We start from the raw sequence: 16,181 nt of genomic DNA, 5'->3' as shown, positions 1-16,181 counted from the left end.
GGCAAAGGTGCACCGGCAGGAATGCCGGCGTCCGACGACAGGACCTGAGGAGCTGAACGGCATGACCACGATTCTGGTGACCGGTGGTACGGGAACCCTCGGCCGGCATGTCATCGAGCGGTTGCGGACGGACGCGCAGGAGGTGCGGGCGCTCAGCCGGCACTCCCAGCCGTACGCCGTCGACCTGCGCCGGGGCGGCAGTGCGCTGGACGCGGCCGTCACGGGGGTGGACACGGTCGTCCACTGCGCGAGCACGCCGCGCGGCGGCGACGAGGAGGCGGCGAAGAACCTCGTGGCGGCGGCGCGGCGGGCCGGGGTGGGGCACGTCGTCTACATCTCGATCGTCGGGGTCGACCAGGTGCCGTTCGGCTACTACAGGACCAAGTTCGCGGTGGAGCGGCTGATCGAGGAGTCGGGGCTCGGCTGGACCGTGCTCCGTGCGACCCAGTTCCACGATCTGGTGCTCACCCTCCTCCAGGGGCTGGGCAAGGCTCCGGTGATGCTGCTGCCGGCCCGTGTGAAGGACCAGCCGGTCGAGGTGACCGAGGTCGCGGACCGTCTGGCGGAGCTGGCCCGGAGCGGGCCCGCGGGGCGCGTCGCGGACATGGGCGGGCCGGAGGTGCGCACGTTGGAGTCCCTGGCGCGCTCCTACCTGGAGGCCGCGGGCCGTCGCCGCGCGGTGGTCAAGGTGCCCCTCCGGGGCGCGGCGTACCGCGCCTTCCGGGCCGGCGGTCATCTCGCTCCGGAGCACGCGGTGGGCAAGGGCACCTTCGAGGAGTTCCTGGCGGCACGGGCGGAGCGCGTACGCGCGGGCAGGTGAGCACGCGCCGGGCAGAGGGCAGGTGAGCACACGCCGGGCAAGTGAGCGCCTCCCGGGTGAATGACCGCGGGCGCAGAGGCGCGTACGCGGTGCCGAGAGGCGCGTCAGCGGGCGTGCCCCTGCGCGGTGGGGCCGAAGAGCTCGTCCTGGGCGTGGTCGCGGGCCGTCAGGAGGGCGCCTCGCAGCACCGCTCCGCCGCCCAGGACGCTCGCCCGCACCTCGGTGGACAGCGGTGACATCCGGGCCGTCCGGTCCTGCACGCGGGCGGCGAGTTCCTCGCCGCCCGCCTGTCCGATCTCCCCGCCGAGCACCACGCACCCGGGGTCCAGCAGCGCGGCCACCGACGCGACTCCCACGGCGACGCAGCCCGCGAGGGCGTCGAGGAAGCGCGCGTCCGCGGAGCCCGGCTCCTCCCCCGCCCGCGCGACGGCCGCCCGTACCGCTCCCGCCGCCGCCGGTTCCCCTCCCGGCTCGGCCACGACCCCGTACTCCCCCGCCAGTTCCGCGACCGCCGCCGCCGACGCGAGGGAGTGGAAGCCGCCGCCGCAGTCCGTGGCCGACGGCAGGCCGGGCGTGCCCGGAACCGGCAGGAAGCCGATCTCACCCGTGCCGCCGGAAGCACCCCGGCGCAGGGCGCCGTCCAGGATCACGGCCGCGCCGGTGCCGTGGCCGAGCCACAGCAGGACGAAGGTGGCGCGGTCACGGGCGGCCCCGTCGCGCTGCTCGGCCAGGGCGGCGAGGTTGGTCTCGTTCTCGAGGCTGACCCGCGCCCCGGGCAGCCGCTCCTGAAGCGCGGCGACCAGTCGGCGGTGCCATTGCGGCAGCCCTGTGGAGTCGCGCAGGTCGCCGCTCGCGGGGTCGATCAGCCCGGGGGCGCCGACGCCGACGGTGTGCAGCCGGTCGGCTCCCGCCTCTTTCAGGGTCCGCTCGACCAGGGTCACCGCCCGCTCCACGGCCGGGCCCGTCCCGGCGGCCGGCGCGATCGGCGCGGAGGCCTCGGCCAGGACCGTGCCGACGAGGTCGGACACGACCACGGCGACGCCCTCGGTCCGCACGTCGAGTGCGGCCAGGTGTGCCCGGTCGGCGACGATCCCGTACACCTTCGCGTTCGGCCCGCGCCGTTGTTCCCCGGCCTCTCCGACCACGGTGATCAGCCCGGCCGCGGTCAGCCGCTCGGTGAGGTCGGCGACGGTCGGCCGGGACAGTCCGGTCAGCTGCTTCAACTGCCCGGCCGTCAGCGGGCCTTCCTGCTGGAGCAGCCGCAGGGCGAGCCGGTCGTTGATGGCTCGGGCGGTGCTCGGGGATGCGGCCATGGCGTGATCCTTCCAGATCGGCGGTCCGCCGGCGGGCGGTCGGCGGCGGTCGGTCGGCGACGGCAGCAGGACCGGACCGGCCGGGCAAGCGGATCGGCGGGGCGAGCAGACCAGGGGCGAGGGGCGCCGGACCGGGTGGGGCCGGACCGGCGAGAATCCCCTTATCTTTCAGGCAGGGTGCCTGATAGTTTACCCCGCGCGACAGGGAAGCCTTGGGCGACCGGGAGGGGCGGGACCATGAGTGCAGAGGTGTACGGGCAGCACGAGGTGCGGCGGGCGCGGTACGCCGTGGGGGCGGTGTTCGCCGTGCACGGCGCCGTCACGGGCTCGTTCGCCACCCGCGTGCCGTGGATCCAGGACCATGCCGGCGTGAGCCCCGGGCAGTTGGGGCTCGCGCTCGCCTTCCCCGCGCTCGGCGCGTCCGTCGCGATGCCGCTGGCGGGGCGGATCAGCCACCGCTTCGGCGCCCGGGCCGCACTGCGCGGGCTGATCGCGCTGTGGACGCTCGCGCTGGTCCTGCCGTCCGTCGCCCCGAACCTGCTCACCCTCTGCCTGGCCCTGTTCGTCTACGGCGCCACGGCCGGCATGTCCGACGTGGCGATGAACGCCCTGGGCGTGGAGGTGGAGAACCGGCTCGACCGGTCGATCATGTCCGGGCTGCACGGCATGTGGAGCGCCGGCGCCCTGATCGGTTCGGCGGCCGGCACGCTCGCCGCGCACCTCGGTGCGGACGCCCGGCTGCACCACACGCTCGCGGCCGGTGTGCTGACCGTGGTGGGCGTCGCCGCGGCCGGCCACGTCCTCGATCTGCGGTCCACCGCGGACGAGGAGCCGCCGCCGAGGTTCGCGCTGCCGCCCCGCTCCGCGCTGGTGATCGGCGCGATCGGCTTCTGCGCCGTCTTCGCGGAGGGCGCGAGCCTCGACTGGTCGGCGGTCTATCTGCGCGACCGGCTGGAGGCCTCGGCCGGTCTCGCGGCGGCCTGCACCACCGGGTTCACGCTCACCATGGCGGTCGCCCGGATCGCCGGGGACCGGGTGGTGGACCGCTACGGTGCGGTGCGCACGGTCCGCGCGAGCGGTGTCGTCGCCGTCAGCGGCGGACTGCTGATCGTCCTCGCGCAGCACCCCGCGGCGGCGATGGCCGGCTTCGCGCTGATGGGATTCGGCATCGCGGTGGTGGTGCCGCTGTGCTTCGCCGCGGCCGGCCGCAGCGGCAGCAACCCGAGCCTCGCCATCGCGGGCGTCGCGACCATCACGTACACCTCGGGGCTGATCGCTCCGAGCGCGATCGGGCTGCTGGCCCAGGCGACCAGTCTGATGGTGTCGTTCGTCCTGGTCACGGTGTTGTCGTGCGGTCTGGCCGGCTTCGCGGGCGTGCTGCGCGGCGGGGACCGGGTGAAGACCGTCCGGCCGGACGCGGCCGTTCCCGGCCCACGGACCTGAAAGCCCCGCGGGCCGTCTCGCCGAACCCCCCTCCCCGGGGCCGCGGATCACGCCCGGGGGCGGGCCCGGCCGGCCCCGTCCGCCCGCGTGGACGGAGCATGCCTGATCAGCCCCCACAATGGTCCGGACACGCTGCACGAACGACGAAAGCGACAGCCCATGGATCTCGGCGTCCGCTGGACACTGCACGGCGACGGACGCACACCGGCCCCCGGTGCGGTGGTCCGTCCCGACGAACGGCTCTCGTGGCCCCGCACCGCGGGACTGGGGGCCCAGCACGTCGTCGCGATGTTCGGGGCGTCGTTCGTCGCGCCGGTCCTCATGGGCCTGGACCCCAACCTCGCGATCATGATGTCGGGTGTCGCGACCATCGTCTTCCTGCTGGCCACGCGCGGCCGGGTGCCCAGTTATCTGGGCTGCTCGCTCTCCTTCGTCGGCGTCGCCGCGGTCATCCGGGCCCAGGGCGGGTCCAGCGCCACCGTCACCGGCGCGGTGTTCGTGGTCGGGGCCGCACTGTTCCTGGTGGGGCTCGCGGTACGGCACTTCGGAGCGCGGATCATCCACGCCGCGATGCCGCCGATCGTCACCGGTGCGGTGGTGATGCTGATCGGCTTCAACCTGGCGCCGGTCACCGCCGCCACCTACTGGCCGCAGGACCAGTGGACCGCCCTGTTCGTGATGCTGTTCACCGGTCTGGCGGTGGTGTGCCTGCGCGGCTTCTGGTCCCGCATCGCGATCTTCCTCGGGCTGGTCTTCGGGTACGTCCTGTCCTGGGGCCTCGACCGGGTCTTCGGGCAGATCCACTCCGCGGACGCGAGCGGTGAGGTCACCGATCACTGGCGCCTGGACCTGTCGGGCATCGGCCGGGCCGACTGGATCGGCCTGCCGACCCTGCACGGCCCGTCGTTCGAGTGGTCGGCGATCCTGGTCGCCCTGCCGGTCGTCATCGCGCTGATCGCCGAGAACGCCGGGCACGTCAAGGCCGTCGGCGAGATGACCGGCGACAACCTCGACGACAAGCTGGGCACGGCCATCTCCGCCGACGGTGTCGGCTCCATGCTGTCCACCGCCGTCGGCGGCCCGCCCAACACCACGTACTCCGAGAACATCGGCGTGATGGCGGCGACCCGCGTCTACTCGACCGCCGCGTACTGGGCGGCCGCGGGTTTCGCCCTGCTGTTCGGCCTCTGCCCGAAGTTCGGCGCGGTCGTGGCGGCCATCCCCGGAGGTGTGCTCGGCGGCATCACCGTCATCCTGTACGGCATGATCGGCCTGCTCGGCGCCCAGATCTGGATCAACGCCAAGGTGGACCTGCGCAATCCGCTGAACCTGGTGCCGGCCGCCGCGGGCATCATCATCGGCGTCGGCAACGTCACGCTGGAGTTCACCGACACCTTCTCGCTCAGCGGCATCGCGCTCGGCACGCTCGTCGTCATCACGGGGTACCACGCGCTGCGCGCCTTCGCGCCCGCCCACCTCAAGACGCAGGAGCCGCTGCTCGACGAGGGCACCTCGTCCTACGACACGGGCGGCGAAGGCGCCGATGCCGGCACCAGCGGCGGGAAGGGCCGCGGCGAGGCGGACGGCGAAGGCGGTCAGCGCGCCAAGTCGTAGGCGTACGACGGGGCGAAGGTGCCCGGTGCCCCCCTGCAGCCGTCCGACTCCCCCGGCAGCTTGACCCACAGGTAGGCGTCGATCCCGGCCTCGCCGGTGCCGAGCGTCGGGGCCCGGCCGAGGGTGCGGCCCGCGGGGTCGCACCACTCGCCGGCGGCCGGGGCGCCGTTGCCGTTGCGGCTGGTGTCGATCACGGCGCCGAGGCCCGGCGGGCCGCCGAGGGCGTCGAGCACCCGCCGGTCGTAGGCGATCTCGTCGGCGGTGGCGTGGAAGTTGGAGACGTTGCTGAAGATGCCGTCGGAGGAGGCCGCCGACGCGGCCCCGGCCTGCCGCAGCCAGCCGGCCTGTTTCGCGGGCGCGTTCCACCCGGAGTGTCCGGCGTCGTAGTAGACGCGGGCCCGGGGGTTGGCCTCCTTCAGCACCCGTCCGGCGCGGGCCAGCGAGGCGAAGCGGGCGGTGCGCTCGCCCGCGGAGAGGCATTCGGCCTGGGCGAGGGAGTCCGGCTCCAGGATCACGACGACCTCGCCGGACCCCAGCCCGGCGGCGAACCGGTCGATCCAGCCGTCGTAGGCGTCCAGGTCGGGCGCTCCCCCCTGGGAGTGCCCGCCGCAGTCACGGTCGGGTATCGCGTACGGCACGACGACGGGCACCTGCCCCCGCGCGGCACCGCCCGAGGTGACCGCGCGCACCCGCGCGGTCAGGGTGTCCGGTGAGTAGTCCGCGAACCACACCGCCGCGGGCCGGTCGCCGATGCGGGACTCTATGACCGCCCGGCGCGGATCGCCGGGGTTGGCCCGCACCCAGTCCAGGACCTGGGACTCGGGGTGGCGGTAGAGCCGGGTGGAGGCCGTGCCGGACCGCTGCTCCGGCACGCTCCCGGACGCGGACGCCGTGGCACTCGCCTTCCCCCGCTTCCCCTCCCTCTCGGCCTTCTCGGCCTTCCCTTCCTTCTCAGGACCGGGCTTCGGGGAGGCGGACGGGGAGGGTTCGGCGGGCGACGGCGACGGCACGGCGGGCAGTGGTTCCAGCCGGGGCGACGCGGTCACCTCGGCCGGCCGGGCCTCGTCCGAGCCGCGGTCCTCGCCGAGGGCCGAGAGCATCCCGGTGGCGGTGCCGACGGCGACCACGACGGAGGCGGCCGCGACCATGGTGCCGCGCCGGGCCACGCCTCTGCGCGCGGATCGCCGGGCGGCCAGGCGTTGGGCACGCGAGCCTGACACGTACTGCTCCCCCTCCCCCACGGCGGGCGTGTTCCCCCGTTCCGGGGAAGCGTCGGGCCCGCCGCCACGGGCACCACACTAAAGGTGCGACTCTGCGCTCATGGCGCGATGCGAGCAAGTCCACACCCCCGTAGACACGGTCGTCTCCCGCATGCGCGCCCTCGACTCCGCCCTGCCCCGCCGGGACGGGATCGCGGTCTTCAACCGGGTCTATCTCACGGTGACGACGGAGGCCGACCGGCACATCGACGCGGGTCTGCTCGGGGACACGCAGGCGGCGGTCGCCCTGAACACGGTGTTCGCCGAGCGCTATCTGGCCGCCGTCGAAGCGGTGTCCGAGGGGCGCCGCCCGCCGGCCTGCTGGCGTCCGCTGTTCCAGTTCCGCCATCATCCCGGCGTACGTCCGCTGCAGTTCGCGCTGGCGGGCATCCATGCGCACATCGGTCATGACCTGGCGCTCGCCGTCGTGGACACCTGCCGTACGCTCGGCTGCGAACCCGCGCGGCTGGAGGACGAGTTCGAGCAGGTGGGCGATCTGCTGGTCGCGCTGGAGGAGCGCATCCGCGAGGACCTGATGCCCGGTCCCGACCTCCTCCAGCTCGCCGATCCCCTCACCCATCTGGCCGGCGCGTGGAGCCTGGACCGCGCCCGGGACGCCGCGTGGACGACGGCCCGCGCGCTGTGGGCGCTGCGCGGACTGCCGGACGTCGCCGAGGAGTTCGCCGCACGCCTCGACACGGCCGTGGGTTTCGCCGGGCGCATGCTGCTCACACCGCTGCCCGGCTGAGCGGAACCGGGGCCGGCCGGCCGCAGCGCCCGCGGTGCGGCCGGGTTCAGTCGTCGGAGAGTTCCACCGGCGCGATCTCGTCGTACACGTCACCGGGCCCGGGGTTGGACGCGTCGGTCCCGCCGCCGAAGTGGTGCATCACGCCCCAGACGGCGTTGAGCGCGGTCTGGACGGCGCCCTCCGCCCAGCCGGCCGTCCAGGAGATGTCGTCGCCGGCGAGGAAGACGCCCCGCTTGTCCTCCGGCAGCCGGTCCTGCATGAAGTGCGTGAACAGGCGCCGCTGGTAGCGGTAGTGACCGGGCAGGTTGGCCTTGAACGCGCCCATGAAGTAGGGCTCGTTCTCCCAGGAGACGGTGACCGGGTTGCCGATGATGTGCTTCCTGATGTCGACCTTCGGGTAGATCTCGCCCAGCGACTTCAGCATGACCTCCATCCGCTCGTTCGGTGACAGCGGCAGCCACTTCAGGCTGTCGTCGCACCAGGTGTAGGACAGGCAGATGACGGCGGGCCGGTCCGGGCCGTCGTCCAGCAGATAGGTGCCCCGGGTCATGCGGTCGGTCAGCGTCATCGACATGACGTCCCGTCCCGTGTCCTCGTCCTTGTCGAGCCAGAAGGGCCGGTCGACGGGCACGAAGAGCTTGCTGGACTCCATGTAGTGGGTGCGCTCGATGGCGGTCCAGTGGTCGATCGGGAAGAGCGCGTCGTCACAGGCGATCTTGGACAGCAGCATCCAGGACTGGGCGGTGAAGACGGCCGCCCTGTAGGTGCGGACGTCTCCGTTCGCGTCCGTCACCGTGACGCGGTGGCCCGCGGTGCGGTGCAGCCGCGTCACCGCCGGGCGCGGCTCGCCGTCCACGTGCAGGGTCTTCAGCGAGGTGCCGTAGGGCCAGTGGACGAGCTTCTCCGGTTCGCGCTCCCACAGGCGCAGCGGCAGCTGCTGCGAGCCGCCGACGATGCCCCGGTGATGGTCGTCGGCCTCGGTGTAGACGACGCGCAGGATCTCCAGGATGGAGTTGGGGAAGTCGGTGTCCCAGCCGCCGGTGCCGAAGCCGACCTGGCCGAAGATCTCGCGGTGCCGGAAGGACCTGAAGGCCTCGGAGCCGCAGAGGAAGCCGTAGAAGGTCTGGTTGTCGAGCTTCTCGACGAGCCGGGACCAGATCTCGCGGATGCGCGGGACGTCGCGCTCGCGCAGGGCGCGGTTCATGTCGGAGAAGTCGGCGCCCTCCTCCAGGCACCGGGCCCAGGCGTCGGCCACGTCCCGGTAGACCTGCGGGAGGTCGTCGGGGGTCTCGGCGTAGTGGGACTCGCCCTTGAGGTCGACGACGGTCGACGGTGTCGACGCGGCGAGGGGGTTGGGGAACGGGCGGGTCTCGAGGCCCACCAGGTCGATGTAGTGCTGGAGGGCCGTGGAGGACGGCGGGAAGCGCATCGCGCCCATCTCGGCGGTGAGCGCGGGGTCGCAGCCCTCGAATCCGACGGTGCGCAGCCGGCCGCCGATCCGGTCGGCCTCGTACACGACGGGCTTGAGGCCCATCTTCATCAGCTCGTAGGCGGTGATGATGCCGGACAGGCCGCCGCCGATCACCGCGACCTCGGTGCCGTGTTCCGTCGCGGGGATCTGGCCGAGGCCCGCGGGGTGGGCGAGGAAGTCGTCGTACGCGTACGGGAAGTCCGGGCCGAACATGGTGATCGGCGGCTGCTGCTCGTCGGCGTGCTCGACGGCGTTGGGCACCGTGGACGTCATGGGGTACGGACTCCTTGCGCGGAAGATGTCGAAGAGGGCGAAGAGGAGGAGCGGGCGGGGTTCAGCCGAGGGGCCCGTACAGGGAGGGGCGGCGGTGCCGCAGATACGGGTTGTGCTCGCGGGAGGCGGCGAGGAGCACGGGGTCCGCGTCGGCGAGAACCAGTTCCTCTCCGCGCCCCGCCCGGGTCCGGGCGATCCCGTCGGGTCCGGCGAGGGTGGAGAGCCCCGCGAACTCCCACTCGCCCTCGTGGCCGGCCCGGTTGACGTACGCGATGTACATCTGGTTCTCGAACGCCCGTACCGGCACGAGGGACTCGGCGACGAACTGGAACGGATGCATCAGCGCGGTGGGCACCAGCAGGAGGTCGGTGCCGGCCAGGGCGTGGGCGCGCGCGTTCTCGGGGAACTCGATGTCGTAGCAGGTCAGCAGGCCGACGGTGAGGCCGTGCAGCTCGGCCTGGACGACCTGTTGGCCGCCGGGGGTGAAGTGGTCCTGCTCGAAGGAGCCGAAGAGGTGGGTCTTGCGGTAGTTCGCGAGGCGGGTGCCGTCCGCGGAGACGAGCTGGGTGGAGTTGTGGACCGTGTCGCCCGCGCGCTCCGGGTAGCTGTAGGCGATGGCGAGCCCGTGCCGGGTGGCGGTCCGGGCGATCGCGTCGGCCGCGTCGCCGTCGGCGGGCTCGGCGAGCGCCGCGATGTCGTCGCCGATCGCGTACCCGGTCAGGAACAGCTCCGATGTGACGAGCAGCCCGGCGCCGGCCGTGGCGGCACGGCCGGCGGCCTCGTCGAGGACCTTGAGGTTCTCGCTGACGGAACCGGGCCGTCCGGAGCTCTGGAGCAGGGCGGTGCGCATGCGTGTTCCTCGTCGGTACGCGGGAGGGCAGGGGAGACGGGCGGAGGGCCGCCGGGAGGGATCGCATAGACGGTACGGTCGGCCGGCTCGGCCGGACAAGCGGGAGCCGTTGCGTGCCGGTGAGCGGATCGTTGCGTCCTGGGCGACCCCGGCGGCGATTCGTTGCACGTGCCGCCCGGGGCCGCTCCGGCGGGACGGAGTCGCGGGGCCGGACCCGCCTCACCGGAGGACAACGGGAGGGGTGGCCCCGGTCCTCCGGAAGGCTTCCGGCGCACCCCGCCGTGCTCGTCCCCGCGCCCTTGTGCACGCGCGACGGCAGGGCGGGGCGGCTCACACGCGGTCTTCCGCCGCCCGGGTTCCCGCGGCCCCTTCCCGGGCTCCGGTCCGCGCCGTCGCCCGCGCTCCCGCCACCAGCACCGCCGTCACCAGATACGGCACCGCGAACACGGCGAAGGCCGTGCTGTGCGGGCTGTGCGAGGCGATCAGGGCGTAGCCGCCGAACACCGCGACCGTGGCCAGCTCGGTGCCCAGGCCCGCGAGCGAGGTCAGGGTGGCCCGCCCGGTGTCCCCGATGCGCCGCTGGAGCCGTGCGTCGGCCAGGACGGTCGCCGCCTGGAAACCTCCGAAGGCGAGGGCGACCAGGACCAGACCAACCGGCGTGCCGGTGAGCGTGCCGGCGGCGAGAGCGAGTCCGGCGCCGGCGAGCAGGGCCGCGAATCCGTTCGTACCGAGGCGTTCACCCTCGCCGGCCAGCAGGCTTCCGGCGGTGGCACCGGCCCAGATCAGCAGCAGGAGGTACGGGACGGTCCCGTCCGCGACACCGGTGTCCCGCACCAGCAGCGGCGTGTACTCGTCGAGGGCGCCCCACACCGCGCCGACGGCCGGTACGAGCAGCAGCGCGCCGCGCACCGACCGGTCGGCGCGTGCCTCGGCGAGTCCGGCGCGCAGGGGGGCGGTCCAGCGGCGGTGGCCTGCCGCCGGGGACCGGTGCTCCGGGAACCGGAGGGCGGTGGCCGCGGTCAGCAGGCAGGCCAGGATGCTGGCGGCGCCGACGGCGGTGTGGCCGCCCCGGTCGAGCACCGGACCGGCGAGTGCCATGGCCGCCATCACGGCCACCAGGCCTGCCGCGCGGGCCCGGCCCATGACCCGGGCGTAGCGGCCGGCCGCGTCGAGCCGCTCCAGCTCGTCGTGGACCAGGGCCTCCAGCGCCCCGGAGGCGAGTGCTCCGCCGGCGCCCCACAGGACGAAGCCGGCCGCGAAGGCGCCGTACGAGGGCGCCAGGACCCACAGGGCGAAGCCGGCCGCGGTGAGCAGCGGGCCGAGCCACAGGAGCAGACGGCGGGAAACGGCGTCGGCCCAGACGCCGGAGGGGACCTCCAGCAGGACGCCGGTGACCGACCAGAGGGCGAACAGGGAGGAGATCTGCCAGACGGTGAGGCCGGTGTCGCTGAACAGCAGCGCGTACACCGGGTAGAGCAGCACGAAGTCTTCGAGGAACGCGTAGCCGTACAGCGTGGTCGTCAGCCGTCGGACGCGGGGGTCGGGCGCACGCGTGGGCGTGGAGGTCATGAGGCCTTCCCGTAAGGGCGGTTCGGACACCGGACGTGGAGGACGTACGGCATCCGGGGCGGCCCTCGGGAGGCGTTACCGGTGAATCAATGTCGCCAGGTCATGACATCGAGGATAGTGCGGGCGGCCGTCAGGCGGGCGGTCCTGACGAGAATCGTCGCAGCAGCGGTGACAGCACCAGCACGGACTTGGTCCGCTCGACGAAGGGCTCCCCCGCGATCCGTTCCAGGACCCGTTCGAAGTGCCGCATGTCGGCGGCGAAGACCTGGGCGACCGCGTCCGCCTCCCCGGTGACGGTGGAGGCGGACACGACCTCCTGGTAGCGCTCCAGGCCCCGCTGGATGGTCTCCGGGGAGGTGTTGCCGCGGCAGTAGATCTCGACGAAGCCCTCGGTCTCCCAGCCGAGGGCGGCGGGGTCCACCCGTACGGTGAAGCCGGTGATGGCGCCGGTGGCGCGCAGCCGGTCCACGCGCCGCTTGACGGCGGGCGCGGACAGGCCGACGAGCTTGCCGATGTCCGCGTAGGAGCGGCGGGCGTCCTCGGCGAGGGCGTGCACGATGCGTTCGTCGAGATCGTTCAGCACTGCGGGCGGTTCACTTCGCTTCTGGGAGGTCCGGGACGGGACCGGCGGGTTCGGCGGGGCGGCGGGGAGCGGGAAGGGGCGGCGGGACCGGCGGGGTTCGCGATGGCCGCCCGGGGGGGGCGGGCGGCCGGACGGGCCGGGCCCGGTCAGGTCCAGCTGGCGTGCAGCGGCTTGCCCTCGGCGTACCCGGCGGCGCTCTGGATGCCGACGACGGCCTTCTCCCCGAACTCCTCCAGGGAGCCGGCACCCGCGTAGGTGCAGGAGGAGCGGACCCCCGCGATGACCGAGTCGATCAGGTCCTCGACGCCGGGCCGGGTCGGGTCGAGGAACATGCGGGAGGTGGAGATGCCCTCCTCGAACAGCGCCTTGCGGGCCCGGTCGTAGGCCGATTCCTCCGAGGTGCGGTTGCGTACGGCGCGCGCGGAGGCCATGCCGAAGGACTCCTTGTAGGGGCGTCCGTCCGCGTCGTGCTGGAGGTCGCCCGGGGACTCGAAGGTCCCGGCGAACCAGGAGCCGACCATCACATTGGACGCACCGGCCGCGAGGGCCATCGCCACGTCGCGCGGGTGGCGGACACCGCCGTCGGCCCACACGTGCTTGCCGTACTTCTTCGCCTCCGCCGCGCACTCCAGGACCGCGGAGAACTGCGGCCGGCCGACGCCGGTCATCATGCGGGTGGTGCACATGGCGCCGGGGCCGACGCCGACCTTGACGATGTCCGCGCCGGCCTCGATCAGGTCGCGGACGCCCGCGGCGGAGACCACGTTGCCCGCGGCGATCGGGACCTGCGGGTCGAGGTCGCGGACCAGCTTGAGGGCGCTGATCATCGACTCCTGGTGCCCGTGCGCCGTGTCGATGACGAGCGTGTCGACGCCCGCGTCCAGCAGCTGCTGGGCCTTGCCCGCGACGTCGCCGTTGATGCCGACGGCCGCGGCGATGCGCAGCCGCCCCCGGTCGTCGGTGGCCGGCCTGTACAGGGTGGCGCGCAGGGCGCCCTTGCGGGTGAGGATGCCGGCGAGGCGGCCGTCCTTGTCCACGGCGGGCGCGTAGCGCCGGTTGGCGCCGTCGAGGGTGTTGAAGGCCTCGCGCGGGTCCATGTCGGCGTCGACGAGCAGCAGGTCGCGGGACATGACCTCGCTGAGCTGCGTGAAGCGGTCCACACCGGACAGGTCGGCGTCGGTGACCACACCGACCGGCCGGTGCCCGTCGTCGACGACGACGCCCGCGTTGTGCGCGCGCTTGGGCAGCAGGGCGAGCGCGTCGGCGACGGTCTGGTGCGGGGCCAGCACGATGGGGGTGTCGAGGACCAGGTGGCGGCTCTTGACCCAGGCGACGACCTCGGTGACGACCTCGATCGGGATGTCCTGCGGGATGACCACGAGCCCGCCGCGGCGGGCCACCGTCTCGGCCATGCGGCGGCCGGCGATGGCCGTCATGTTGGCGACGACGAGCGGGATGGTGGTGCCCGTGCCGTCCGGGGAGCTGAGGTCCACGTCCTGACGCGATGCGACGGCGGACCGGTTCGGCACCATGAAGACGTCGTCGTAGGTCAGGTCGTACGGGGGCTGGATGTCGTTGAGGAAACGCACGTGCTGCACATCCCAGTCGATCAGAGGTGGCCCCCGGACAGGTCAGCCAGGGGGAAGAGCACGTACTTCATTGTCCCATGGCGACTGGATCGCCCGTGCCGGTGCGATCATCCAGGCAGGCCGGCACGCGGCTGGGAGGAACCTCCGAGGGTGAGGGCCACGGTGAGCGCCGGGGTCCGCCGCACCGCTTCGGCGAACACCTCCCGCGCCGTCTCCCACTCCGCGGGGCGTGCCGTCGCGTAGGGCAGCCAGCCGTCCACGACGATCAGCAGTCCGCGTTCGACGGCTCCCTCGGGCCAGACCGTGTGGTCGGCCAGGGAGTCCGCGAGGGCGTCCCAGTTGCGGCCGAACCAGCCCGGCAGGTCCAGGGCGCGGGCGCAGCGGTCCATCAGGCCGGCCTTGTCGGTGGCCCCGTCGAGGTCGAGCACGACCACGAGCCGGCCCGCCAGTTCGTGCGTCATCCCGGTACCCGTCCTGAGCGATGCGTAGGGGGCGTCGGTGCAGCACCTCTCACCCCCGCGTCCGGTGACGGTGCGCCGGGCCCCACGGCCGGCCGAGCGGCCCGCGAGGAGCGGGTCCGCCGGCAGTGCGAGGAGGCGGACCGGGAGACGAGGGAGGAGCAGCGGCACCGTACGGCCGATGCTGCCACACCCGCCCTCGTCCCTCGCCCGGTCAGGGACCGTCCGGGTCGGACCGGTTGAGGGCGGACCTCGGGGCGGGCCCCGCCGCCATCAGGTAGTCGGCGGCCGAGGTGTCCGTCACCAGGCTGGTGACCAGCCCGGAGCGCAGCACCGCGTCGATCGCGGGGCCCTTGCGCTGCCCGCCGGCGATCGCGACGACCTCGGGGACCCGGCGGAGCTGGTCGGTCTTGACCGTGATGCACCGCTCCCCGAGGTCGCGGCCGACCCGGCGCCCGTCGGTGTCGAAGAGGTGCGCGGACATCTCGGCGGCGACACCGAGGGAGGCGTAGTGCTCCCGCTCCTCGTCCGTGAGCATGTCGTGCACCGTCGAGATGCCCGGCTCCCAGGAGCCGATGGAGACACAGGCGACCGTGACCTTGTCGAAGTACTCGAAGGCCCGTGCGATACCGGTCTGGTGGCGCAGCGCCTCGGCGGTCGCCACGTCCGGCAGCAGCATCGGCGCGTAGATGGGGTGGGCGTCGCCGCCCGACACCTGCGCGGCCCGCCGTACGGCCTCCACCGAGCCGCGCTCGGCGGTCCCGGCGTCGTACACGCCCGTCAGCTGCACGACCGTGCAGGGCGCCAGCCGGTCCAGGGCCGCCGCCATGTGGATGGTGGACCGGCCCCAGGCCAGCCCCAGTACGTCTCCCTCGTTGACCAGTTCGCCGAGCAGGTCGGCGGCCACCTCTCCCAGGTTCTCGGGGTCGGGTGTCTCCGCGGCCTCGGCCGGGGACTCCACCACGACGGCGTGCCTGAGGCCGTAGCGGGCGCGCAGCGCGTCGGAGCGCTCCGCGTCCAGCTCGGCGGGCACACGGATCTCGATGCGTACGAGATCCCGTTCGAGGGCGGTCTCCAGGACCCGGGCCACCTTGAAGCGGCTGACGCCGAACTCCTCGGCAATCTGGATCTTGGACTTGCCCTCTAGGTAGAAGCGGCGGGCCATGGCCGCCGCCTGCACCAGCTCAGCGGGTCCCATCCGCATGGCTGAACGGCCCGCCGCCGACATACCCGACACGGCGATCTCCTCACTGCTGTTCACACTCTGGATTCGCCGTTCATCCTTGCAGATCCGGCGCGGTCGAACGGCCCTGCTGGAGAGCCGTTCATGTTCCCGTGGCTCAGTGGTCGCACGCCCAGGATGCCTTGTCCGTGGCGGCTTCGGCCCGGTTGCGCAATGCACGTACCGCCTCGGCCGGGTCCTCCGCCCCGTACACGGCGGATCCCGCGACGAAGACATCGGCTCCGGCCTCGGCGCACCGCTCGATGGTGGACGCCGAGACGCCGCCGTCGACCTGGAGCCAGAGGTCCAGGCCGTGCTTGCTGATCAACTCGCGGGTGCGGCGAATCTTCGGAAGCATGATGTCGAGGAAGGCCTGGCCCCCGAAGCCCGGCTCGACCGTCATGATCAGCAGCATGTCGAGCTCGGGGAGCAGGTCCTCGTACGGCTCGATCGGCGTCGCGGGCCGCAGCGCCATGGAGGCCCTGGCCCCCTTGGCCCGGATCTCCCGGGCCAGCCGCACGGGTGCGGCGGCCGCCTCCACGTGGAAGGTGACGGAGCCGGCTCCCGCCTCGACGTACTGGGGCGCCCAGCGGTCGGGGGCCTCGATCATCAGATGGCAGTCCAGCGGGGTGTCCGTCGCACGGGCCAGCGACTCCACGACCGGCACACCGAGCGTGAGGTTCGGGACGAAATGGTTGTCCATGACGTCGACGTGGAGCCAGTCGGCTCCCGCCACCGCCTGCGCCTCGTCCGCGAGGCGGGCGAAGTCGGCGGAGAGAATACTGGGGTTGATCTGCGCGGCCATGCCCCAAGCCTGCCATGCCCTCCGGGGTACGGCGGCACCGGTCCGGGACGGATACGGGCATATCCGCCTCCCGTGTCCCGGGCCGGCCGGCTCCGGGGGCGGCCGTGAGCTCGACCCGCGGCGCACCCGGGGCGGGCGGGGCATCCGGAGAACGCGGGGCACCT

At 73.3% G+C, this 16,181-nt stretch carries 14 protein-coding genes; 4 read left to right on the top strand and 10 right to left on the bottom strand.

From position 1 onward, the window contains the following. Positions 1-61: 61 nt before the first annotated feature. Positions 62-820, top strand: coding sequence for an SDR family oxidoreductase (locus ACIF80_RS21265; protein ID WP_399806732.1), 759 nt, complete (start codon positions 62-64; stop codon positions 818-820). Between the two features lie 104 nt (positions 821-924). Here the strand turns inward: ACIF80_RS21265 and ACIF80_RS21260 are convergent, their stop codons facing one another. Next, on the bottom strand, positions 925-2,133 hold the full coding sequence (locus ACIF80_RS21260) for an ROK family transcriptional regulator (protein ID WP_399806730.1): 1,209 nt from the start codon (positions 2,131-2,133) through the stop codon (positions 925-927). A 237-nt stretch (positions 2,134-2,370) separates the two neighbouring features. Here ACIF80_RS21260 and ACIF80_RS21255 point away from each other — a divergent pair, with 237 nt between their 5' ends. Further along, positions 2,371-3,576, top strand: coding sequence for an MFS transporter (locus ACIF80_RS21255; protein ID WP_399806727.1), 1,206 nt, complete (start codon positions 2,371-2,373; stop codon positions 3,574-3,576). 159 nt (positions 3,577-3,735) lie between these two features. Next, positions 3,736-5,190 (top strand): uracil-xanthine permease family protein, encoded by a 1,455-nt coding sequence (locus tag ACIF80_RS21250; RefSeq protein ID WP_399806724.1) that lies wholly within the window; start codon positions 3,736-3,738, stop codon positions 5,188-5,190. Here ACIF80_RS21250 and ACIF80_RS21245 read toward each other — a convergent pair. Then, a complete protein-coding gene (locus ACIF80_RS21245) occupies positions 5,172-6,338 on the bottom strand; it encodes a glycoside hydrolase family 6 protein (RefSeq protein ID WP_399806895.1) in 1,167 nt (388 codons plus the stop codon). The two genes, ACIF80_RS21250 and ACIF80_RS21245, sit on opposite strands and share 19 nt — an antisense overlap. A gap of 172 nt (positions 6,339-6,510) precedes the next feature. Here ACIF80_RS21245 and ACIF80_RS21240 point away from each other — a divergent pair, with 172 nt between their 5' ends. Continuing rightward, positions 6,511-7,197, top strand: coding sequence for a DUF5995 family protein (locus ACIF80_RS21240; protein ID WP_399806721.1), 687 nt, complete (start codon positions 6,511-6,513; stop codon positions 7,195-7,197). A gap of 46 nt (positions 7,198-7,243) precedes the next feature. Here ACIF80_RS21240 and ACIF80_RS21235 read toward each other — a convergent pair whose 3' ends face one another. From ACIF80_RS21235 to rpe, 8 genes are all read right to left on the bottom strand, one after another. Further along, a complete protein-coding gene (locus ACIF80_RS21235) occupies positions 7,244-8,941 on the bottom strand; it encodes a flavin monoamine oxidase family protein (RefSeq protein ID WP_399806718.1) in 1,698 nt (565 codons plus the stop codon). Positions 8,942-9,002: 61 nt separating this feature from the next. Then, entirely contained in the window at positions 9,003-9,791 is a 789-nt protein-coding gene (locus ACIF80_RS21230) for a carbon-nitrogen hydrolase family protein (RefSeq protein ID WP_399806716.1), read from the bottom strand. 330 nt (positions 9,792-10,121) lie between these two features. Further along, on the bottom strand, positions 10,122-11,360 hold the full coding sequence (locus ACIF80_RS21225; protein WP_399806713.1) for an MFS transporter: 1,239 nt from the start codon (positions 11,358-11,360) through the stop codon (positions 10,122-10,124). A gap of 130 nt (positions 11,361-11,490) precedes the next feature. Then, positions 11,491-11,943 carry an Lrp/AsnC family transcriptional regulator gene (locus tag ACIF80_RS21220; RefSeq protein WP_055630134.1) on the bottom strand — a complete coding sequence of 151 codons (453 nt, stop codon included), beginning with the start codon at positions 11,941-11,943 and terminating at the stop codon, positions 11,491-11,493. A gap of 146 nt (positions 11,944-12,089) precedes the next feature. Then, positions 12,090-13,532 (bottom strand): GuaB1 family IMP dehydrogenase-related protein, encoded by a 1,443-nt coding sequence (locus tag ACIF80_RS21215; RefSeq protein ID WP_399806892.1) that lies wholly within the window; start codon positions 13,530-13,532, stop codon positions 12,090-12,092. A 107-nt stretch (positions 13,533-13,639) separates the two neighbouring features. Then, complete coding sequence (locus ACIF80_RS21210; RefSeq protein ID WP_399806710.1) at positions 13,640-13,993, bottom strand: barstar family protein; 354 nt, start codon at positions 13,991-13,993, stop codon at positions 13,640-13,642. A 211-nt stretch (positions 13,994-14,204) separates the two neighbouring features. Then, complete coding sequence (locus ACIF80_RS21205) at positions 14,205-15,251, bottom strand: sugar-binding transcriptional regulator (protein WP_399806708.1); 1,047 nt, start codon at positions 15,249-15,251, stop codon at positions 14,205-14,207. Between the two features lie 79 nt (positions 15,252-15,330). After that, positions 15,331-16,017, bottom strand: coding sequence for a ribulose-phosphate 3-epimerase (gene rpe / locus ACIF80_RS21200; protein ID WP_399806705.1), 687 nt, complete (start codon positions 16,015-16,017; stop codon positions 15,331-15,333). Between the last annotated feature and the right edge of the window lie 164 nt (positions 16,018-16,181).

The sequence above is a fragment of the Streptomyces sp. NPDC085927 genome (assembly GCF_044540975.1).
In the GTDB taxonomy this organism is placed as follows: Bacteria; Actinomycetota; Actinomycetes; order Streptomycetales; family Streptomycetaceae; genus Streptomyces; species Streptomyces hirsutus.
Note: the sequence above shows the minus strand (reverse complement) of the source record. Positions and strands in the feature narration are given on the sequence as shown.

Bases quoted from the DNA above. Each gene is read 5' to 3' on its own strand.
- ACIF80_RS21265 (WP_399806732.1), top strand. From the start codon at position 62: ATGACCACGATTCTGGTGACCGGTGGTACGGGAACCCTCGGCCGGCAT.
- ACIF80_RS21260 (WP_399806730.1), bottom strand. From the start codon at position 2,133: ATGGCCGCATCCCCGAGCACCGCCCGAGCCATCAACGACCGGCTCGCC.
- ACIF80_RS21255 (WP_399806727.1), top strand. From the start codon at position 2,371: ATGAGTGCAGAGGTGTACGGGCAGCACGAGGTGCGGCGGGCGCGGTAC.
- ACIF80_RS21250 (WP_399806724.1), top strand. From the start codon at position 3,736: ATGGATCTCGGCGTCCGCTGGACACTGCACGGCGACGGACGCACACCG.
- ACIF80_RS21245 (WP_399806895.1), bottom strand. From the start codon at position 6,338: ATGGTCGCGGCCGCCTCCGTCGTGGTCGCCGTCGGCACCGCCACCGGG.
- ACIF80_RS21240 (WP_399806721.1), top strand. From the start codon at position 6,511: ATGGCGCGATGCGAGCAAGTCCACACCCCCGTAGACACGGTCGTCTCC.
- ACIF80_RS21235 (WP_399806718.1), bottom strand. From the start codon at position 8,941: ATGACGTCCACGGTGCCCAACGCCGTCGAGCACGCCGACGAGCAGCAG.
- ACIF80_RS21230 (WP_399806716.1), bottom strand. From the start codon at position 9,791: ATGCGCACCGCCCTGCTCCAGAGCTCCGGACGGCCCGGTTCCGTCAGC.
- ACIF80_RS21225 (WP_399806713.1), bottom strand. From the start codon at position 11,360: ATGACCTCCACGCCCACGCGTGCGCCCGACCCCCGCGTCCGACGGCTG.
- ACIF80_RS21210 (WP_399806710.1), bottom strand. From the start codon at position 13,993: ATGACGCACGAACTGGCGGGCCGGCTCGTGGTCGTGCTCGACCTCGAC.
- rpe (WP_399806705.1), bottom strand. From the start codon at position 16,017: ATGGCCGCGCAGATCAACCCCAGTATTCTCTCCGCCGACTTCGCCCGC.